The organism is Ensifer sp. PDNC004 (assembly GCF_016919405.1).
In the GTDB taxonomy this organism is placed as follows: domain Bacteria; phylum Pseudomonadota; class Alphaproteobacteria; order Rhizobiales; family Rhizobiaceae; genus Ensifer.
Map to the genome: position 1 here is coordinate 249,404 of NZ_CP070352.1, position 19,227 is coordinate 268,630.

Sequence of the window (19,227 nt, forward strand, 5' to 3'; positions counted from 1 at the left end):
AGACGCATCTGGCGCTTTCAAGGTGTATCGGATGTTTCACAGGGGGCCGGAAATGTATGGAAACCTACCAGGGGCTCGCGCGGATACACGCTGATGCTAAGCCGATCTGGACGCGGCTTGTCGCCCCATCGCGTCTCGCCAGCATGGCGGGACGCCGCATCCGGCAGGCCTCATCTCCTAATCACCGTGCACAAAAAGCGCGGGGCCGGCGAACCGGAACCCCGCGCCTCCACGCAATCCGCGGGAGAAAAACTAGAAACGATCGACGGCGACAATTGCCTCGGCAAAAGCGAGCGGCGCCTCCTGCGGCAGGTTATGGCCGATGCCGCCGGTAATCAGCCGATGCTCGTATCGGCCCGAGAAGCGCTTGGCGTAGGCGGCGGGATCGGGATGCGGCGCGCCATTGGCGTCGCCCTCGAGCGTGATGGTCGGGACGGCAATGGTGGGGAACTGCGCCAGCCGCTTTTCGAGGTCGTCGAACTGTGCCTCCCCCTCGACCAGGCTGAGCCGCCAACGGTAATTATGGATCGAGATGTCGACATGATCGGGGTTTTCGAGCGCCTCGGCGCTCCTGTCGAAAGTCGCGTCGTCGAAGCTCCACTTGGGCGAGGCAAGCTTCCAGATCAGCCGGGCGAATTCCTTTCGGTTCTGCTTGTAGCCCTCATAGCCCCGCTCGGTGGCGAAGTAGAACTGGTACCACCAGGCAAGCTCGCCCTGCGGCGAAAGCGGCTTCCTGTTCACCTCCTGGCTACCGATGAGGTAGCCGCTGACGGAGACCAGCGCCTTGCAGCGCTCGGGCCACAGGGCTGCGATGATGTTGGCGGTTCGCGCGCCCCAGTCGCAGCCGCCGATGACCGCCTTTTCGATTTTGAGCGCGTCCATCAGGGCAATGATATCCGTCGCGATCACAGCCTGCTGGCCGTTCCTCGGAGTGTCGGCAGAGAGGAACCGGGTCGTACCGTAGCCGCGCAGATAGGGAACGATGACCCGATAGCCAGCATTTGCGAGCACCGGCGCCACGTCCACATAGGTATGGATGTCATAGGGCCAGCCGTGCAGTAGAATGACGACCGGAGCGTCGCTCGCGCCAAGTTCGGCATAGCCGACATTGAGCACGCCGGCATCGATCTGCTTGAGGACCGGGAAGGACTTGTTCGTGCCCCGCGCGACGGCCGGCAGGCGCAGCGCTTCGCCGGCTCCCGTTTGCGCTCTGACCGCGCCGGCCGAAGCGAACTGCGTTGCCGCCAGCGAGAGTGCGATTGCGCCGATGAAACGGCGGCGCGGGTGGTTGATTTCGTCCCACATTGACTACCCTCCGGGGAACTGAACTGGCATCAGCAATGAAGTGCTGACGTATCCGGGGCGTGTGCCTGGCGGCGCCCTATTGAAAGCACGTGTAGAAATGGCAGGGAACGGATACACGGCGATACAATCGCTTTTCGAGGCAGGTCACTGCCGTCAGGCAACGCCCTCGCGGGCATTGCGGCGGATCGTCTGGGGCGGTTGCCCGAGCGTGCGCAGGAAGGCCCGGCGCATGCGGTCGCTATCGGCAAAACCGGTCTGCTCGGCGATCACATCCATGGAGTGGCGCCCCTGCTCCATCAACAGGCGCGCGGCTTCCACCCGCAGATGCTCGACGGCCTTTGCCGGCGACTGGCCGGTCTCGGAACGGAAGGCACGACTGAACTGGCGCGCACTCAAGCCCGCGGCGTCCGCGAGTTCGTCGACTGAAAGGACGTTGCGCAGATTGGCCTTGGCGTAATTGACCGACTTCTGAATGCGGTCCGACTTCGGATCGAGCTCCAGCAGGGCGGAAAACTGCGACTGGCCGCCGGCACGCCGGTGATAGACGACGAGCTTGCGCGCCACCTGACGGGCGACATCCTCGCCATGGTCCTTTTCGATCATCGCCAGCGCCAGATCGATGCTGGCCGTCATGCCGGCCGAGGTCCACACGCTGCCATCGACGATGAAGATGCGATCCTCCTCGACCTTGACCTCGGGAAAGCGCTCGCGCAGCTGGCGGGCGAACACCCAATGGGTGGTGGCGCGGCGGCCGTCGAGCAGTCCGGACTCGGCGAGGATGAAGGCGCCTGTGCAAGGGCCGGCCACCCGTCGCGAGACCTCCAGGGCATGGCGCGCGAAGGCGGCAAGCCCCGGCGTTACCGGCTCGATCACGGTGCCCGCGCCGAACATGACGGTGTCATAGACCGCATCGTCGAAGGCTTTCGTGAGCACGCCGAAGCCGGCGGACGCCTTGACCTCGCCGCCCGCCTCCGACAGCAACTCGATCGCATAGGCTGGTTCGCCAAGCGTCAGGTTGGCGATCTCGAAGGCGGTGACCGCCGCGAAACCCATCAGCTGAAATCCCGGAAAGACCACGTAGCCGATCCTGTGCATCTTACACCACCTCTGCCGATCCTGTCCGGAATGCCCGCTCATAGCAGATTTGCGCCATACAGGGAACGCGACGGTCATGGCCGGGGCTCATTCGGGAAGCGGCTTGCCCGCATGTTCGGCCACCATGTAGGCCGCATACCAATCCGGCCAGTTATGGTCGTGCTCGCCGCCATTGCGCTTCTCGTGTTCGCCATGGGCGGCAGCCGCGCGGCGCAGGGCCGCCGCGAGGTCACCGACGGAGGCAAAGTCCGTAACGTCGCCATCCACGCGCCCGGGCAGACGTTCGGTCACCTCCTGCAACAGCCAGCCGTTGCCGTCGGGGTCGCTGAAGGTGGCATAGGAGCGGTAGCTGCGGCGCGCGGGATCGGGCCCGCTGATCGGCGGCTTGCCGGGGCCTTCGCGATGGAAGATTTCGCTGACCTTGGCGCCCCGTTCGACGAGTTCCGCACGGGCGGCTTCGATATCCGTAACGACCAGATAGAGGCCGCTCGCCGAACCGGGCGTGGCCGAAGTCAGCCCGGTGCCGAAGTGGATCGATGCCGGCGAACCCGGGGGCGTGAACTGCACGACGCGAAACGCATCGCCAACGGGAAAGTCCGCATCCAGTCGCCAACCGAGGCGACCGTAGAAATTCTTGGCGCGATCGACGTCCGATACCGGGATGACCGCGACCTCGAACTTCAGGTCGACCGAAGGCGCCCTGCTCTGATTGCCTGCGCTTGTCATGACACGTCTCCAACTAAAGAAAACAGGGGTTGTGATGGAAGGGCGCGCGTTCACGCGCCCTCCATTGTCAACTCGGTTGACGCAGTGACTTGAACGAAGCCCTCAACTCGTCGACCAGGGCCGCCGGTTGTTCCCAGGCTGCAAAGTGTCCGCCCTTGGCCAGGCGATTATAATGGACGAGCTTGGGGAATGCCTTCTCCGCCCAGGACTTCGGCGCCTGATAAAGCTCGTCGGGAAAGGCGCTGACGGCCACCGGAATCTGGATGCCCTTCGGCTGGAAGAAGGCAAGCTTGTTTTCCCAATAGAGCCGCGCCGACGACACGGCCGTGTTGGTCAGCCAGTAGAGCGTGACATTGTCGAGCACGTCATCGCGCGTCAGCCCTTCCGGCTTGCCATCGAAGACGCGGGCGATCAGCTCGTAGCTGCGGGCGTCATGGTCGAGCATCCAACTCGCGAGCCCGATCGGCGAATCCTCAATCCCGTAAAGTGTTTGCGGCCGTTTGCTCATCTCCTGCGCATAGGAAAGCCCGTTGCGGTAGAAGAAGTCGAGCTGCTCATAGGCGCGGCGCTCGTCGGCCGAAAGGCTCGCTGGCGCCGGCTGGCCGGCGTCGAGGCCCTTCTGGATTTCGGCTGGCACGGTCGCCGGCATGTTGGTGTGGATTCCGAGCAAGCCCGCCGGCTGCTGCAGAGCCATCTGCTCTGTAACCGCATCACCCCAGTCGCCACCCTGCGCGACGTAATGGGTATATCCGAGGCGCTGCATCAGCACCGCCCAGGCGCGCGCGATCCGGACCGGATCCCATCCGCGCTCTGTCGGCTTGCCGGAAAAGCCGTAGCCGGGGAGCGAGGGGATGACGACGTCGAAGGCGTCGGCTTCCGTGCCACCGTGGGCGGTCGGATTGGTCAGCGGATCGATAATCTTCAACTGCTCGATGATCGAGCCCGGCCAGCCGTGGGTGACGACGAGCGGCATCGCGTTCTTATGCTTGGAGCGCACGTGAATGAAGTGGATGTCGACGCCGTCGATGTTGGTCACGAATTGCGGCAGGTCGTTGAGTGTCTTCTCCACCCGGCGCCAATCGTATCTCGTCGCCCAATAGTCGGCGAGCTTCTGCATGGTGGCGAGTTGAACGCCCTGGGCGCTGTCGGGCACAAGCTCCCGGTCCGGCCACTTGGTCGCCGCGATGCGCTGCTTGAGGTCGGCAAGTGCGGCATCAGTGGCATGAAACTGGAAGGGCCGGATGGATTCGTCCGTGGCCGGTTTGGCAGCCGAGGCGATTTGGACGCCGCCGCCGGCAGACACACCCGCCGCCTGAGCGGCGAGCGGAGGAAGCAGGATCGCGATCGCACCCGACAGTGCCAATGCGGCCAGTTGGCGGTTTTGGACAATGGGCATAGAACGTCTGAACATCATCATTCTCCTAGTTCGATTGGCGAGGCGAGGAGCGCCTCGAAAGTCCGGGTTGGGAGGTCCCCGGAAGGTGAGCGGGCGCTAGCTTCCGATACGGTAGCGAGCGGCCGGCATATTCCTGGAAAGGTTCGGCATCAGCTTCTGGCGTGCAGCCTCATAGGCTGCCCAGTCAGCGGCGTCCGCCAGCGCCGGGATAGTGATCACTTCGCCCTGGTCGAGGCCGGCAAGTGCAGCGTCCACCATGTCTTCGGCGCGCATCACGATCTCGCTCGGCACGTGTTCGATCGGCGTGCCGGCGATGCCCCAGAAATCGGTGGCGGTTGCACCCGGCAACACGGCCTGGATGCGGATATTCCTGTCGGTAAGTTCCTTTTGCAGCGACATGGTGAAGGCCAGCACGAAGGCTTTGGTGCCGCCATAGACGCCGTTCAGAACTTCCGGCGCCACGCCGACGATTGAGGCGATGTTGATGATCGTGCCGGCACCGCGCGCGGCAAATCCGGGCGCCGCCGCATAGGTCAGCCGCGTCAGCGCGCTGACGTTGAGCGCAATCATCTCGTCCATCTTGTCGACATCGGAGGCAAGCAGCGGCGCGGTCGCGCCGACCCCGGCATTGTTGATCAGCACCGTGATGCTCGCATCGTCCTGAAGGACCTTCTCGACCCGCCTGGCATCATCCTTGTTGCCGAGGTCCGCGGCGACGACTTCTATGGCGCGACCGGTTTCGTCCGCCAGCCGGCGGGCGAGTTCGTCAAGGCGCCCGCGATTGCGCGCGACGAGAATGAGGTCGTATCCGCGATGCGCCAGGCGGTCGGCATAGATCGCGCCGATACCGGATGAAGCACCGGTGATCAGTGCAGTGCCTTTTGAGTTGCTCATTTCAAGCTCCTATCCTTGGGTTGGAGCCTCGATGGTACGGCCGAAAGGCCGCGTCTCAAATGTCGTAATTCCGTCTTTTCAGGCCATGGCTGATTGACCAGCCTGGGCGGACGCGAGCCCGACTTCGCCGTGACCGTGCGTGTGCGGTGTATCCCCGATGTGTTCGGAAGCGGCGTCTGTGTATCGCAATGTCTGAACGGCCGCGGACGGCGGCGAACCGATACGAAATACCCTTGGGGTTTCTGCCGCTGCGCCACAGCGTCAGAAACGAAAACGGGGCCGACATGACGCCGGCCCCGCATTCGTCTGCAAGCAACTCCCTGAAAATACAGGTAGCTCAGAGATTGTAGAGGCTGCGCGCAAACGCGCCGATGCCCTTTGCGTCGAGCAGGCCGAGCGGCGCGCGGAACGTCACCCGCGCGACACCCGGATGGCGGCCGATCTCGATCGCACCTGCGATCGTCGCCCGGTTCATCACTTCGGGAACGCTGAGGCCGAGCAGGTCCGCCGCCCGTTCCAGCCCGTTCGTGGTCGCATCATTGAGGTTCGCGCCCGTGCCGATGAAGGTGACCGGAGCGTCGGCCTCGACCTCTCGGACACCGTGCTTGCGAGCAAGTGCCGCCACCCGCGTGCGTTCCGCCTCGTTAAGCGGACGCGCAAGGAACGGTACATCATCCAGGACCGGCAGGAGGATCGGCCCGTCGATCTTGAGCCCCTTGATGACATGGACCTCCAGCGTCACCGTGCCGGCGACGTCGCAGGTATGGCCGGCAATTTCGCCGTCGCCCTGCAGGGCATGCATGTCCCCCATATAGATACCGCCCCCCGGTACCTTGACCGGGCAGATCAGGATCGCGCCCTCCCGAACGGTGTTCACGTCCATGTGGCCGTCGGTCTTATGCCGGACGAGCTCGTCCGCGGTCAGGGAATAGGCATGTGGTGCGCCTGTCAGAAACTGGCCGAAGTCGCCGGCATTGTGCGAGTCCGGCATCGCCGTCGAAGGCGTCGTGCCCAATTGGCCGAGGAATGGCCGGAGCCTTGTGGCGACACCGACGAGGTCCGCCGGCGCGAAGGTCAGGATCGGATGCTGGATCGAACCGTCCGGCACGGCCAGCAGCCGTTCCGCCTCCGTGGCGAAGGTCTCGGCAGTCGCCTTGCCGACGGTCAGCCCCACCTGGCGCTCATCGTCGAAAGCGATCGTGTAGCCGTGGGTGAAAATGAAGGGCGTCGCATCCGCGCCGCAGTTCTCGCAGCGGATCGCCGTCTGGCCGATGCCTTCCACGCGCGTGCGCGGCCATTCCGTGCCGCAGCCCGGGCAAACGGCCGCGCAGAAGGGATCACCGTTGAAGCGGCCGGCCCCACCACCTCGTCGTTGCCCGAGGCCGTCGCCGCGGACGTGACGATCAGCGAACGGATCCGAATGGCAATCGCATCGCCGATCTCCGCACCCGCGACCGCAACAGGGCGCGTCACCTCATGTCCGCCGCGGATCTCCGGCGTGATCATCGGCCCCCAACATCCCGGCGCTGTGTTCGCGATAATGACACCACCATCCGCAACCGGCCCCAGCATCGGCTCGGCCGGATCGAGGATCCCGTTGGTCAATTCGTTGACGAATACCGTCCGAGCCCCGGTGGTCTGGCGCTCTCTCGTTTTCTCCAGCATGTCACTTTCCTCCAGGTTGATTGGTGTCAAAGGTTCAGGCCGCTCGTCACGGCGATACTATCATCAGTTGAAGAAGGGATCGGCAAGCTCCTCGTGCGGCGCCTGTTGCGGCAATCCTGCCCCCTGCTCGGCCCCCGTTGCGGATGCGGAACCGGAAACGAGCGCGGCAAGAAGCGAGGGCTCTCTCGGGTCGCTATCCCAGGCGCACGGTGCCGTTGCGAGCGCGGCGATGGCAAAAATTGTTGCGAAGATACGCATGGTGGCTCCTTCCGTTATTGATGTCGGCAGCGGCGTTTCGTCACCAAGGGCTCGTGCTCGCGGCCAGAGATTTTCTTGGACGTATCGTGGGCGTAACCAGTTGCGCACTGGCAGTTCGTCTCTACCGCCCACGGCACGCTCTCATCCAAAGGTGAAGACGAAGGCTTCTGCGCCGGGCGCGAGGAAGCGGATCTCGAAGGTCCGCTCCCGGGCTTCGCCCGATTGGCGCACGAGCTGGTAAAGACGGGTCCCCGTAACGGTACCTTTGCCGGCCGCATCGATATCCGCGCCATGGTCCGCGCCGGGCGCCACCCCATCGATGGTTATCTGAAACGGGACCGGCTTGCCGCCGGCGCCAGCGCCGAGCACCAGGTGCAGGTCCCGTGCGCGAAACCGGTAGGTGATACCCCCGCCAGCCTCGTTGAGGCGCGCCTCTTCGGCGCCGACCGTCCAGTTGCCGGTCAGCCCCCATTCATTGAGCCCCGGTTTGCCGACCGTGTACCGCGCGGACGTGTTGGCCGAAACGCCCTGAGGCGAGACGAAGTTTGCGGCGCGCGCATAACCGACATAGGTCTCGCCGGATCCGAGACGTGCCAGGTCCGGCGAGGCCTCGGCACCCCTCGCGTCCGGTTTGACCAGATCGCCTTCGACCTTTTTCTTGCCGGCGGCTTCCGCCAGCAGCTCCTGGATCACCCGTTCGGAGCCCTCGTAATCGCCCTCGCCGAAATGGGTGTAGCGGATCTGCCCCTCGGCATCGATGAAGTAGTGTGCCGGCCAGTAGCTGTTGGAGAAGGCGCGCCAGATGGCGAAATCGTTGTCGATCGCCACCGGATAGGTGATCTTGAAATCGCGCACCGCCTTTTCGACGTTGCCGATCTGTTTTTCGAAAGCGAATTCCGGAGCGTGCACGCCGATGACGACGAGGCCCTGGTCCCGATACTTCTCAGCCCAGGCCCGGACATAGGGGATGGTGCGGATGCAGTTGATGCAGGAATAGGTCCAGAAATCGACAAGCACGACCTTGCCGCGGAGTTCTGCCGACGTCAGGGGCTTGGAATTCAGCCATTGAACAGCACCGTCGAGCGACGGAAACTGTCCTTCGACCGGAAGGTCGCTGCGATAGACCGCCTGTCGCGTATCCTTTGCGGCAAGGGTCATGCGCGTGCTTGCGACGCCTACGGGCGATGCACCACTGCGCAGGCGATCGAGGATCGACTGTTCGACGCCCGCCGTGCTCGCATAGGAAAGCTGCGCCAAAAGACCGGTATCGAGCCCCAGCGCGATCGCGCCGACGCCGGCAAGCACTGCGACGCCGAGACTCTGGCGGATGCGGTCGCCAAGGCCGAGAAAGCGCTTCATCGCCGCGAATACTCGGGCGCCGGCCAGAACGGCGAGCGCCAGCGAGGTCGCAGCACCGGCCGCATAGGCGACAAGCAGCAGCGTCGTCTGCGCATTCGCGCCGTTCAGCGCCGCCCCTGTTAGCACCAGGCCAAGCACCGGCCCGGCACACGGCGCCCAGAGCAATCCGGTCGCAACGCCAAGGAGGATCGAGCCGCCGACGCTGCCCTTCTCCCCGGTCGCGGCCTTCCGCGACAGTCGGTTGCCGAGTTCCACGAACGGACCGGTCACAAAGGCGGCAGCCCGCGTCGAGAGCAGTGTCACGCCGAAGACGGCGAGCATCGCGATCGCTGCGTAGCGGCCGTAGGCGTTTGCCTGCACAGCCCAGTTGCCACCAAGGGCTGCAAGCGAAGCGATACCCGCAAAGGTCACGATCTTGGCGAGCAGCATCGGAAGAATGCTGGTGGAAAAGGGTTGGCCAGCGCGGGCAAACACGAATGGCAGCACCGGCAGGATGCAGGGGCTGACGATCGTCAGCACGCCGGCAAGATAGGCTACAACAAAGAGGATCATCATCGTCTCTCCGCATGGGATCGATGCTCGAGGCACAGATCGCTTATCACGTGCGGCAGAGGACCATCGCGACGTATCGCGGATGTTTCCGGCAGGAGCGGATTTGTATCTCAATGCATCAGGGTCGTCCCCGACCATCGCAATTCGCGCAATCAATATATTCCATGAGATATAACGGCATGCCATAGTGCGGCCCGACCGATCCCTCTCGCTATCGTGGCCTCCATGTTGAAATCTCTTGCGATAATCTTTTCCGCCATGCTCGGCCTTGCCTCAGGCGCAGCCGAGGCGCGTACGATCACCGATGCCGCCGGGCGGACGGTCGAGGTTCCCGACACCATCACCCGCGTGCTTGCCGCCGGCCCGCCGGCCTCGGTACTCACCTACGTGCTGGCACCGGACAAGCTCGCCGGCTGGGTGCGGGAGCCGACGGAGGAACAAAAGGCATATCTGATGCCGTCGGTCCGGGACCTGCCGACCTACGGCCAGCTCACGGGCAAGGGCGGCAGCGCCAATGTCGAGGCGGTGCTGGCCGCCAAGCCGGACATCATTCTCGACGTCGGCACCGTCAACGACACCTACCGCTCGCTGGCCGACAAGGTGCAGGCGCAGACCGGCATTCCCTACGTGCTGATCGACGGCCGCTTCACCGATAGCGGCAAGACGCTGCGCGACGTCGGCGCCCTGCTTGGCGTGGCAGATCGGGCCGAAACGCTCGCGACCTATGCCGACCAGCGGATCAAGGATCTGAACGACAACCTCGCCAAGATACCGGTCGATCAAAAGCCACGCGTCTACTATGGTCGCGGCCCGGAAGGCCTGGAAACGGGACTTGCCGGCTCGATCAATGTCGAGATCCTCGAAGCCGTCGGCGCCGAAAACGTTGCGGCGGCAGCCGGCAAGGGCAGCCTGACCCAGGTATCGCTCGAACAGATCCTCTCCTGGAACCCGGACGTCATCATCGCCGCAAGCGGCAAGTTCGCAGCTTCTGCCAAGAAGGACCCGCTATGGGCCGATGTGAAGGCAATCACCACAGGCCGGGTGTTCACTGCGCCGTCCCTGCCCTACGGCTGGTTCGACTCGCCGCCTGCGATAAACCGACTGATCGGCGTCGTTTGGCTGCAGAAGCTGTTCTATCCCGATAGCTTCAAGGGCGATCTGAAGGCTGAGACCCGCGATTTCTACAAGCTGTTCTACCAGGTCGACCTGACGGAAGAACAAGTGGCCACGCTCCTGAAGGGGGCGGTGCCGGCTTCGAGATGAACCGGAGACAGGAAACATCGGAAATGACGGTCGACGGGCGCAAGGGCAATCTCTGGCTCCTCGTCGGCCCCCTCCTGCTGTTGGCCCTGGTGTCGATGTCTGTCGGCAAATATGCCGGCCCTGCGGAAATCGCCGGGGCACTGCGCGCGGCCCTGTCGGGACAGCCGAGCGATCCCGTTCTTTCGACCGTGCTCTGGAATGTGCGGCTGCCGCGCGTTGCAGGCGCGATGCTGATCGGCGCGGCACTTGCCGCAGCCGGCGCCACCTATCAGGGGCTTTTCCGCAATCCGCTCGTTTCGCCGGATATCCTCGGCGTTTCCGGCGGCGCCAGTCTCGGCGCCGTCATCGGTATCTTTCTGTCGCTGCCGGTCCTCGCAATCCAGACGATCAGCTTTGCCGGTGGGCTGCTTGCGGTCGCCGCGGTCTATGCTGTCGGCTTGGCGATCCGCGGACGCGATCCGGCCCTGACATTGGTCCTGGCGGGGATTGCCATCGGCGCCCTTGTGGGTGCTGGCATATCGCTCATCAAAATCCTTGCCGATCCCTATGACCAGCTGCCGGCGATCACCTACTGGCTGCTCGGCAGCCTGACGGCGATCACCCGTCTCGACATCGTCTCGATCCTGCCTGCGCTTTTGATCGGGCTTGTGCCGCTGGTGCTTTTTCGCTGGCGTATGAACCTGATGACGCTCGGCGACGAGGAAGCACAGACCCTGGGCGTCGACACGCGTGTGACCCGCGCTCTGCTGATCGCGGCAGCGACGCTCATCACCGCGGCGGCCGTCTCCGTAAGCGGCGTCATCGGCTGGATCGGCCTTGTCATCCCGCACATCGCGCGCATGCTGGTCGGCCCGGACTTCCGCCGCCTGCTGCCGGCGTCGATGATCGCCGGAGCTGCCTATCTGCTTGTTGTCGACATGCTGGCGCGCAGCATAGCGCTCGTCGAAGTGCCGCTCGGCATTCTGACGGCGGCCGTTGGCGCGCCCTTCTTCCTTTGGCTGCTCGCCTCCGGCCGGAAGGCCTGGCAATGACGCTGGAGATCAGGAATCTCTCCTTTGGCTATGGCCAACGCTCGGTGGGTGAGAATGTCTCCCTGTCGCTTGCATCCGGCGAGGTTCTGGCCCTGCTCGGCCCCAACGGCGCCGGCAAGACGACGCTGTTCAAGACCGTCCTCGGCCTTCTGCCAGTCAGGGCTGGAGACATTCTCCTGGACGGGCGACCGCTTTCCGCCTGGCCACGGCGTGAGCGCGCCAAGCAGATCGCCTATGTGCCGCAGGCGCATGCCGCACTCTTCCCATTTACGGTGCTGGAGGTTGTCTTGATGGGGCGAGCCCCTCATCTCGCGCCGTTCTCCTCGCCTGGCACCCGCGATCGCCGGATTGCTCTGGACGCGCTTGCCGGCCTCGGCATGTCCCACCTTGCCCTGCGCGCCTATACCGAGATCAGCGGTGGCGAGCGCCAGATGGCGTTGATCGCTCGCGCGCTGACGCAGGAACCCGCCATCCTCGTCATGGACGAGCCGACCGCCAATCTCGACTACGGCAACCAGATGCGGGTGCTTTCGCATGTCCGGGCGCTGAAGGAACAGGGGCTTTCTGTTGTGCTTTCGACGCACAATCCGGATCACACCTTCCTCGTTGCGGACCGGGTCGCCCTTCTCCATGCAGCAAAGCTTATCGCGCTCGGCTTGCCCAAGGACGTGTTGACGCCCACCGCCCTCAAACAACTCTACGACATCGATGTGGTGATCGGCTCGATCGACGGCAGCGAGGCCCGCCTCTGTGCGCCGCGCCTCACCGCCCCCTCTGCAAGGAAAGGAACAGACCATGGTTCGCCAGAACGAAATCCGTGAGAACGAGGTGGCCGTGGCGCCGCCCGCACCAACCGACGCCGGTCTCGTCTTTATCGGCCGCATTTCCACGCCTTGGACGTCGCGCATGGAAACCCCACGCCAGGGGCGGCATGACGGCCCGGTCTGCCGCATCGAAATCTTCGAACCCTGGGTTCTCGCTCTGAAAGGCGTGGAAGCGTTCGAGCGACTGGAAATACTTTACTGGCTCGATCGCTCGCGGCGCGACCTGGTGCTGCAGAGCCCCGCCAGCAACGGCGAAGTGCACGGAACATTCTCGCTACGCTCGCCGGTTCGGCCGAACCCGATCGGCACCTCGATCGTCAAGCTCGAGGCAGTGGAAGGCTCGAGCCTTCTCGTTCGCGGTCTTGACTGCCTCGACGGCACGCCGCTCATCGATCTCAAGCCCGACCGGACGCTGTTCAAGCCGATTGCGCCGCCGCAACGCGGCGACTTTGAGACCGGCGACGGCAACGTGCATCATTGCCAGAAGGCGTAATCCGGCCGCGGTTTGGCGAGGCGCGACGGTCGGCTCGCGCGCCCTTGCCGCAAGCCTATCAGTCGATACCGACCATGACGTCCGAAGCCTTGATGACCGCGTAAGCTTCGCCGCCAACCTTCAGGCCGAGTTCGTCGACCGACTCGTTGGTGATCGCAGCCGTCACGATCGAGCCGCCGACATCGATCCGGACATGGGCGGTGGTCGCGCCCTTGACGACTTCGACGATTTTGCCCTTGAGGCGGTTGCGTGCGCTGATTTTCATGCGGTTCTCCTCCGTGTTGGCTAGGCTGAATGTCGCGTTGCCGCGTTCATCCGCCAGGCCGGACGGGGTTTATCCCGGATCGGCGCTGCGAATAGCAGCCTGCGAGGCGAAACGGTATCATCGTCGCGCAGGGACGTGCAGTCTCCCCACGGCATTGTCATGTCAATCGCGGAGGGTGATCCACACCGGCGCATGATCGCTCGCGCCCTCCATGCCACGAACCTCGCGGTCGATGCCGGCGCCGGTCAGCTTACGGGAAAGCTTCCGGCTGAGGAGCATATGATCGAGCCGAAGCCCCGCGTCGCGCTGCCAACGGTTCCGGCGATAGTCCCAGAAGGTGAAAAGCTTTTCTTTCGGGTGTTTTTTGCGCAAGGCGTCGAGCCAGCCCTGATCGAGAAGGTCGCGGAATGCGGCGCGGCTTTCCGGCTGGACCAACGCGTTGTCGTCATAGGAGGTCGTCGGGTAGATGTCGCGCGGCTCCGGAACGATGTTGTAGTCGCCGGCAAGCACGACAGGCAGATCGAGCGCGTAGAGCTCGGCCGCATGCTTGGCAAAACGCTCGTGCCAGCCAAGCTTGTAGACGAACTTCGGGCCTGGCCGCGGGTTGCCGTTGGGCGCGTAGAGACAGGCGACCAGGAGGCCGCTGACCGCAGCCTCGATATAACGCGCCTCGGCATCCGACGGGTCATGGTCGAGCCCGACACGGGTCAGCACCGGCTCGCTGCCGCGGGAGAGGATCGCCACACCGTTCCATGCGGATTGTCCCTGCCAGACCGCGCCATAACCGGCCGCCTCGATCGCCGAGCGTGGGAACTGCCGATCGGTCGCCTTCAACTCCTGCAGGCAAACGATGTCCGGCTCCGCCTCGCCCAGCCAGGCGATCAGGTTATCGAGCCGCCTGTTGATGCCGTTGATGTTGAAGCTGGCGATCTTCATCCCGGCGATCGGATCAGCGTGTCAGCCGGGCAGCCCAGGCTGCCACCGCATCGGCCAAGGTCCTTAAATGATCGGCAGTCGAAAAGCCGGAAATGCTCTTGCGCGGTTTGAGGTCATGGTCTCCGTCCTCGAGCCACAGGACTTCGATCGCATTGGAAAGCACGTAGTTTTGCACTTCCTCGCGCGTGCCGAATTCGTCGCGCGTTCCCTGGCAGATCAGCGTCGGCGTCTTGAGGTCGGCCAGGTGCTTGGTGCGCAGCTGCTCGGGCTTGGCCGGCAGATGAAAGGGATAGCCGAGGCAGAGCAGCCCGGTGATCCTGCCGGCCGCATGCAACGGATCGGCGACCATGCTCGCGACGCGTCCCCCCATCGACTTGCCGCCGATGATAAGTGGGCCTTTGACGTCCAGATCGTCGATGGCGGCGAGGTATTCCGGATTAAGCGTGTCGGCGCGGGGCGGCGGTTTGCGCCCCTCCACCGTGCGCCTTGCCGCCATATAGCCGAACTCGAAGCGCGCGACGCGAAAGCCTGCCGTAGCAAGCGCCCCTGCGGTCGCGGTCATCGACGCCGAATCCATCGGCGCGCCGGCGCCATGGGCAAGGAGGATGGTGACCGCGGCATCGTCGGGTCCGTCGAAGAGAAATTTGTCGCCCATATCAGCCTGCTGTTCTCGAGCGGTCCTGCAGGTCGACATATTGCACGCCGCGCTCCGCCGTTCGCGCCCATTCGCTATCGCTATCGAGTTCGAGATAGCGGCTCCACCAGCGTCTCGCCTCCGCGAGATCGCCGGCATCGAATTCGAGTTTCGCCAGATTGAAGACGGCGTCGGCATAGTCGTCGTCGATCTCGATCGCCTTCCTGAGATGCCGGCGCGCGGCGTCGATCCGCCCCCGTTCGTTCATCAGCCCCGCGAGGTTGAACCAGGCCTCGACGAAGGATGGATCGAGCTTGATGGCACGGGCGTAATCATGGGCGGCATCAAGCTCGCGCCCCGCCGCCTTCAGGCAATTGGCGCGGTTGAAGGCGGCGACCGAATCCGTCCGGTCCATGGCTAGATAGCGCTGATAGAAGGCCGCAGCCTCCAGGTAGTCGCCATTGGCTTCCGCCTCCTCGGCCATATCGAAGAGATCTTCCAAAGCGGCATCGTCGGGTGCGTCGAGATCAAAGAGCAATTGCCCATTCAGCTCGCTCAAGCCCTCGGCGCTGCGCGCATAGATCGCATCGGTCCCGCCATGATGCAGCGAAAGCGCCGTCAACGAGGCGACCGGTCCGGAGCGATGAACGGACCGGGCGATCGCGCTCCAACTCGCCCCGCTGGCAATCAGCTCGGCATATTTCCGGGCAAGTATGAGGTCGCGGAACGAATAAGGCTCGCGGTCATGCTCGAAAGCGTCGAACAGGGAGAGCAGGTCGAAGACCCGCGGCGAGAGCCTCGCCTGATCGATCAGCGACTGGCGACTGAGCGCGGATGCCACCGGCACGGACATCAACCCCAGAAGGCGAAGAAAGCCGTTTTCGCTGACAAGCCATCGCCCGCTTTCGCGTTCGCCATCGAAGCGGGCTTCGATCTCCGCCTCGCTCGATTTGGCAAGCAGACTACGGCCGAACACCAGATAGGTCGTCTGCCGCGTGACGCCGCGACGCAGGTGTCCGTGCTGGCGCTCGACCTCGCGCGCCACCAGCCGGCGCGGGAAGGCCGAGAGCGCCCCGACGATACCGAATGTCTGGCCTGCTACAGCCATTAGGCTTTCTTCTTCGCGGCCGGTTTTGCCGCCGTGCGCTTGGCTGGCGCTGCCGCCTTGGAGGTTTGCTTCGCTGCCGGCTCGGCCTTGGGCTTGCTCTTTGCAGGCGGCTTCGACTGCGACAGGCTCGCCTTCAGCGCATCCATGAGGTTGATGACGTTGCCACGCTCAGGGGCTGCCGCAATGATCGGCTTGTGACCTTTGAGCTTCTCGCGGATCATCTTCATCAGCGCGATCTCGTAGCGGTCCTCATAGTTCTTCGGATCGAAGACCGTCATCTTCTGCTGGATCAAGGCTTCGGCGAGTTGCAGCATTTCCGGGTCCGGGTGACCAACGGGTACATTGCCGAAATATTCAGCCGTTCCGCGCACTTCGCTCGGGTTTCTCAGTGTACACACGAACATCCCGGTTTCGCGCGCACCGATGGTCACCACCCGTTCGCGGCTCGAAAGCACGAGGCGCGCGATCGCCACCTTGCCGCTCTTTTTCAACGCTTCGCGCAGCACGACGAAGGTTTCCTCAGCCATCGCGCCGTCTGGGGCGAGATAGTATGGCGCGTCCTGATAGATCACGTCGACAGAGCCTTCGTCGACGAAGGCCTCGATGTTCATTGTGTGATTGGACTCGATCCTGACGCTGTCGAGATCGCTGTCCTCGATGATGATGTACTTCTTGTCTTCGTATTCGTAGCCCTTGACCAGATCCGAACGCTCGACGAGCCCGAGTTCCGGGTCGACCGGCTTCATGTTGATCCGGTTATGGGTGTCCTTGTGCAACTGGTTGAAGCTGATGCGCTCGCTCGAACTGGTCGCCGGATAGAGCCTGACGGGGCAACTGACGAGACTGAGTTTGAGGTAACCTTTCCAACTTGCCCTGGGCGCCATTGATGTCTCCTACGCGGCCAAACGCATTACGTCCTCGTTTCGGACAGAAGCGGCAGTTCCTTGGCAAAGTCGTCGATATCCGCCCAAGGATCGCCGAAAGTATCCAGAAGTCCAGGCAGCGAAGAATAGTTCAAATCCTCCGGAGCGTCGATAGTCTCCAGATCCGCCCACTGAAGCGGGGCCGAAGCCGGCAGATTGGTGCGTGCGCGCAGCGAATAGGGAGCGGCCGCCGTATGGCTGCGCGCGTTGCGGTGGAAGTCGATGAAGATCCGCCTGACACGGTTCTCCTTGCCCATGGTCGTGGTGAAAGTCTGAGGCGCGGTCGCCGCCAACCGGGTGGCAATCGCGCTCGTGGCCTGGTGTGTCTTCTTCCAGTCCAGCTTCGGTTTGACCGGCACCACGACATGGATGCCGCTGCCGCCTGACGTCTTGACGAAGGGAACGAGGCCGAGTGCTTCGAGCTCGCCGCGTATGTGAACGGCCGCTTCGACCACGTCGCGCCACAAGACCCCTTCGCCGGGATCGAGATCGAAGACGACGCGATCGGGCTTCTCCAGCCGCGCGCGCCGCGAACCCCAGCTGTGAAGCTCGATCACCCCGAACTGGGCGAGCGCCAGATAACCCTTCGTACCCTCAATCGAGAGGAAGGACTTGCTCTCGCCCTCGGAATTGGCCGCGTTGAAGCTGACGATCGAAGGCGGCATGCCGGTGAAGGGATGGCGCTGGAAGAAGCAATCGGCCTGCTTTCCCGTCGGGCAGCGGAAAAGCGACACCGGGCGGCCGAGGATATGCGGCAGCATGAAATCGCCGACCAGCGCATAGTAAACGGCAATGTCGAGCTTGGTCGGTCCAGATCTTCCGAAGACCCGGCGGTCGGCATTGGTCACCTGGATCGTCGCGAGGTCGGCGTCGGTGATCAGCCGTTTGCGCGGCGCCGTCGCCGGGGCCGAAAGCGCGACATCGCGAAGCCCCTTGAACACCGCGTGGCGCAGCACATTGTCGGTCGTGCGGTTGGAGTAGTGGATGCGGGCCGATAGCACCGGCCGCACCCAGAGGATTTCCTTGGGCGCGCCATCGAGCGCGGTTTCGCCACCGCGCAAGGCTTCCAACCGCGCGAGCAACTGCTTGGCTGTCGCCGCATCGAAGCCGGTCCCGACCTTGCCGCGGTAGTGCAGTTCTCCGTTCTCCCATTCCCCAAGCGCCAGTGCCGCAAGGCCTTCGGCCGCCTCCGAGACTGTGTAACCCGCAATCACGAAGTCTTCGCTTTTGAGCGCTTTCGTCTTGGTCCAGGTCTGAGTGCGTCCGCTACGATAGGGCGACGAAGCGCGCTTTGAGACTATCCCTTCCAGCCCAAGCTCGGCCGCCTGATCGTAGAGCCCGCGCCCATCGCCCTTCACATGGTCGCTGAACTGAATGGCTGAGCGGCTCGATATCTGCCCTTGAAGCAGTTGCGCCAGCAGAGCTTTGCGCTTCTCCAGCGGAGCTTCGGCAACGTTCCAGCCGTCGAGATGGAGGATGTCGAAGGCATAGAAGACGAGCTTGCCATCCGTCCCGGACGATAGAGCCTCCTGCAACAGCGAGAAGCGGCTGATGCCCTTGTCGTCGAGAGCGACGATCTCGCCATCGATCATCGCCTCCCGACAGGGCAACTTGCCGAATGCGTCTGGAAGATCACCGTAGCGCTTCGTCCAGTCGAGCCCGCTACGTGTGATCAGCCGCACTGAGCCATCCGAGATATCCGCCATCGTGCGATAACCGTCGAGCTTGATCTCGTGCAACCAGGTTTGTTTTTCCGGTGGCCCTCCGGGTGGCTTCGGGGTCGGGCTGGCCAGTTGCGGCTCGATCCGCTGCGGCTTCGGACCTTTAACGGCGCCCGTCAGCGAACCGGGCTTGAGGACGGCCGGCTTTGCCGCTTTCGTCGGTTTCTTCGGCGGCTCGACCAACTCTTCGATCCGCCGCCCGCTTTTCACGCTCTCCGGACGCGCCGTCAGAATGTCGACATCGGGATCGGCGGCGGGATCATGCTCCTTGAACAGCAGCCAGTTGCGCTTGTCGTCGTCGTCCGTTTTCGGCTTCAGCCGCGTCAGCATCCAGCCGCCATTGAGCTTCTCGCCGGCGAGACGAAACTTGAACGCGCCCGTTCTCAGGCTTTTCTCGATATCGTCCATCGGCGCCCAGACGCCGGTGTCCCAAACGATCATCGGCCCGCCGCCATACTCGCCTTCCGGGATCACGCCCTCGAAGTCGATGTAGTCGAGCGGATGATCTTCGGTCTCGACGGCCAACCGCTTGTCGGCGGGGTTGAGCGAGGGGCCTCTGGGGACCGCCCAGCTTTTGAGCACGTCGCCCACCTGCAATCTCAGATCATAGTGATCGGCGGTGGCGTGGTGCTTGTGCACAACGAAACGATTGCCGTGCCCGCCGGCTCTTCCGGCAGGCTCCGGCGTCCGGGAAAAGTCCCGCTTCGCACGATAGGTCGTGAGTTTCGACGTCGCCATGCGGCAAAGCTAGAACGTGTTCGCAAAGGTCGCAATATCCG

Annotated in this window: 17 protein-coding genes and 1 pseudogene; 4 read left to right on the forward strand and 14 right to left on the reverse strand. The window is 63.8% G+C overall.

Annotated features, from left to right (window positions below; translation table 11 throughout):
• Positions 1–252: 252 nt before the first annotated feature.
• The 8 genes and pseudogenes from JVX98_RS01140 to JVX98_RS01175 all read right to left on the reverse strand — a co-directional run bounded on the left by JVX98_RS01140 (position 253) and on the right by JVX98_RS01175 (position 9,250).
• On the reverse strand, positions 253–1,305 hold the full coding sequence (locus tag JVX98_RS01140) for an alpha/beta fold hydrolase (protein WP_205236583.1): 1,053 nt from the start codon (positions 1,303–1,305) through the stop codon (positions 253–255).
• A 153-nt stretch (positions 1,306–1,458) separates the two neighbouring features.
• On the reverse strand, positions 1,459–2,400 hold the full coding sequence (locus JVX98_RS01145) for a GlxA family transcriptional regulator (RefSeq protein WP_205236584.1): 942 nt from the start codon (positions 2,398–2,400) through the stop codon (positions 1,459–1,461).
• Between the two features lie 87 nt (positions 2,401–2,487).
• Positions 2,488–3,126 (reverse strand): VOC family protein, encoded by a 639-nt coding sequence (locus tag JVX98_RS01150; RefSeq protein ID WP_205236585.1) that lies wholly within the window; start codon positions 3,124–3,126, stop codon positions 2,488–2,490.
• A 67-nt stretch (positions 3,127–3,193) separates the two neighbouring features.
• Complete coding sequence (locus tag JVX98_RS01155) at positions 3,194–4,537, reverse strand: epoxide hydrolase family protein (protein WP_246764844.1); 1,344 nt, start codon at positions 4,535–4,537, stop codon at positions 3,194–3,196.
• Between the two features lie 81 nt (positions 4,538–4,618).
• Positions 4,619–5,416, reverse strand: a complete 798-nt coding sequence (locus JVX98_RS01160; protein WP_205236586.1) for an SDR family oxidoreductase — start codon at positions 5,414–5,416, stop codon at positions 4,619–4,621.
• Positions 5,417–5,753: 337 nt separating this feature from the next.
• Positions 5,754–7,081: pseudogene (locus tag JVX98_RS01165) on the reverse strand (acetamidase/formamidase family protein).
• Positions 7,082–7,144: 63 nt separating this feature from the next.
• Complete coding sequence (locus tag JVX98_RS01170) at positions 7,145–7,339, reverse strand: hypothetical protein (RefSeq protein ID WP_205236587.1); 195 nt, start codon at positions 7,337–7,339, stop codon at positions 7,145–7,147.
• Between the two features lie 141 nt (positions 7,340–7,480).
• Positions 7,481–9,250: a cytochrome c biogenesis protein DipZ gene (locus tag JVX98_RS01175; protein WP_205236948.1), complete on the reverse strand. Its 1,770-nt coding sequence runs from the start codon at positions 9,248–9,250 to the stop codon at positions 7,481–7,483.
• Between the two features lie 225 nt (positions 9,251–9,475).
• On the opposite strand from JVX98_RS01175, the gene JVX98_RS01180 reads away from it, so the two are divergent.
• Genes JVX98_RS01180 through tsaA form a run of 4 tightly spaced genes read left to right on the forward strand, consistent with a single transcriptional unit; the run spans position 9,476 to position 12,861 of the window.
• Entirely contained in the window at positions 9,476–10,513 is a 1,038-nt protein-coding gene (locus JVX98_RS01180) for an iron ABC transporter substrate-binding protein (protein ID WP_205236588.1), read from the forward strand.
• A 23-nt stretch (positions 10,514–10,536) separates the two neighbouring features.
• On the forward strand, positions 10,537–11,544 hold the full coding sequence (locus JVX98_RS01185; RefSeq protein ID WP_246764845.1) for an iron ABC transporter permease: 1,008 nt from the start codon (positions 10,537–10,539) through the stop codon (positions 11,542–11,544).
• Positions 11,541–12,365, forward strand: a complete 825-nt coding sequence (locus tag JVX98_RS01190; RefSeq protein WP_205236590.1) for an ABC transporter ATP-binding protein — start codon at positions 11,541–11,543, stop codon at positions 12,363–12,365. Before JVX98_RS01185 ends, JVX98_RS01190 begins: the two co-directional genes overlap by 4 nt.
• Positions 12,340–12,861 carry a tRNA (N6-threonylcarbamoyladenosine(37)-N6)-methyltransferase TrmO gene (gene tsaA / locus JVX98_RS01195; protein ID WP_205236591.1) on the forward strand — a complete coding sequence of 174 codons (522 nt, stop codon included), beginning with the start codon at positions 12,340–12,342 and terminating at the stop codon, positions 12,859–12,861. Before JVX98_RS01190 ends, tsaA begins: the two co-directional genes overlap by 26 nt.
• Before the next feature lie 58 nt (positions 12,862–12,919).
• Here tsaA and JVX98_RS01200 read toward each other — a convergent pair whose 3' ends face one another.
• From JVX98_RS01200 to ligD, 6 genes are all read right to left on the reverse strand, one after another.
• Positions 12,920–13,126 carry a molybdopterin-binding protein gene (locus tag JVX98_RS01200; RefSeq protein ID WP_043613318.1) on the reverse strand — a complete coding sequence of 69 codons (207 nt, stop codon included), beginning with the start codon at positions 13,124–13,126 and terminating at the stop codon, positions 12,920–12,922.
• Between the two features lie 162 nt (positions 13,127–13,288).
• A complete protein-coding gene (xth, locus tag JVX98_RS01205; protein WP_192449770.1) occupies positions 13,289–14,062 on the reverse strand; it encodes an exodeoxyribonuclease III in 774 nt (257 codons plus the stop codon).
• A gap of 13 nt (positions 14,063–14,075) precedes the next feature.
• A complete protein-coding gene (locus JVX98_RS01210) occupies positions 14,076–14,717 on the reverse strand; it encodes an alpha/beta family hydrolase (protein ID WP_205236592.1) in 642 nt (213 codons plus the stop codon).
• 1 nt (position 14,718) lies between these two features.
• Entirely contained in the window at positions 14,719–15,804 is a 1,086-nt protein-coding gene (locus tag JVX98_RS01215; RefSeq protein ID WP_205236593.1) for a tetratricopeptide repeat protein, read from the reverse strand.
• The gene (locus JVX98_RS01220) at positions 15,804–16,688 is read right to left on the reverse strand and encodes a Ku protein (protein WP_043613327.1); all 885 of its coding nucleotides are present in this window, start codon (positions 16,686–16,688) and stop codon (positions 15,804–15,806) included. The genes JVX98_RS01215 and JVX98_RS01220 overlap by 1 nt, the downstream gene beginning before the upstream one ends.
• Positions 16,689–16,714: 26 nt before the next feature.
• A complete protein-coding gene (gene ligD, locus JVX98_RS01225) occupies positions 16,715–19,186 on the reverse strand; it encodes a DNA ligase D (RefSeq protein WP_205236594.1) in 2,472 nt (823 codons plus the stop codon).
• Positions 19,187–19,227: the final 41 nt, after the last annotated feature.

What these genes read in the sequence shown, in the direction of transcription:
- xth (WP_192449770.1), bottom strand. Translation starts at nt 14,062, where the DNA reads ATGAAGATCGCCAGCTTCAACATCAACGGCATCAACAGGCGGCTCGAT.
- JVX98_RS01210 (WP_205236592.1), bottom strand. Translation starts at nt 14,717, where the DNA reads ATGGGCGACAAATTTCTCTTCGACGGACCCGACGATGCCGCGGTCACC.
- JVX98_RS01145 (WP_205236584.1), bottom strand. Translation starts at nt 2,400, where the DNA reads ATGCACAGGATCGGCTACGTGGTCTTTCCGGGATTTCAGCTGATGGGT.
- JVX98_RS01180 (WP_205236588.1), top strand. Translation starts at nt 9,476, where the DNA reads ATGTTGAAATCTCTTGCGATAATCTTTTCCGCCATGCTCGGCCTTGCC.
- JVX98_RS01220 (WP_043613327.1), bottom strand. Translation starts at nt 16,688, where the DNA reads ATGGCGCCCAGGGCAAGTTGGAAAGGTTACCTCAAACTCAGTCTCGTC.
- JVX98_RS01140 (WP_205236583.1), bottom strand. Translation starts at nt 1,305, where the DNA reads ATGTGGGACGAAATCAACCACCCGCGCCGCCGTTTCATCGGCGCAATC.
- JVX98_RS01150 (WP_205236585.1), bottom strand. Translation starts at nt 3,126, where the DNA reads ATGACAAGCGCAGGCAATCAGAGCAGGGCGCCTTCGGTCGACCTGAAG.
- JVX98_RS01170 (WP_205236587.1), bottom strand. Translation starts at nt 7,339, where the DNA reads ATGCGTATCTTCGCAACAATTTTTGCCATCGCCGCGCTCGCAACGGCA.
- ligD (WP_205236594.1), bottom strand. Translation starts at nt 19,186, where the DNA reads ATGGCGACGTCGAAACTCACGACCTATCGTGCGAAGCGGGACTTTTCC.
- JVX98_RS01155 (WP_246764844.1), bottom strand. Translation starts at nt 4,537, where the DNA reads ATGTTCAGACGTTCTATGCCCATTGTCCAAAACCGCCAACTGGCCGCA.
- JVX98_RS01160 (WP_205236586.1), bottom strand. Translation starts at nt 5,416, where the DNA reads ATGAGCAACTCAAAAGGCACTGCACTGATCACCGGTGCTTCATCCGGT.
- JVX98_RS01200 (WP_043613318.1), bottom strand. Translation starts at nt 13,126, where the DNA reads ATGAAAATCAGCGCACGCAACCGCCTCAAGGGCAAAATCGTCGAAGTC.
- tsaA (WP_205236591.1), top strand. Translation starts at nt 12,340, where the DNA reads ATGGTTCGCCAGAACGAAATCCGTGAGAACGAGGTGGCCGTGGCGCCG.
- JVX98_RS01185 (WP_246764845.1), top strand. Translation starts at nt 10,537, where the DNA reads ATGACGGTCGACGGGCGCAAGGGCAATCTCTGGCTCCTCGTCGGCCCC.
- JVX98_RS01175 (WP_205236948.1), bottom strand. Translation starts at nt 9,250, where the DNA reads ATGATCCTCTTTGTTGTAGCCTATCTTGCCGGCGTGCTGACGATCGTC.
- JVX98_RS01190 (WP_205236590.1), top strand. Translation starts at nt 11,541, where the DNA reads ATGACGCTGGAGATCAGGAATCTCTCCTTTGGCTATGGCCAACGCTCG.
- JVX98_RS01215 (WP_205236593.1), bottom strand. Translation starts at nt 15,804, where the DNA reads ATGGCTGTAGCAGGCCAGACATTCGGTATCGTCGGGGCGCTCTCGGCC.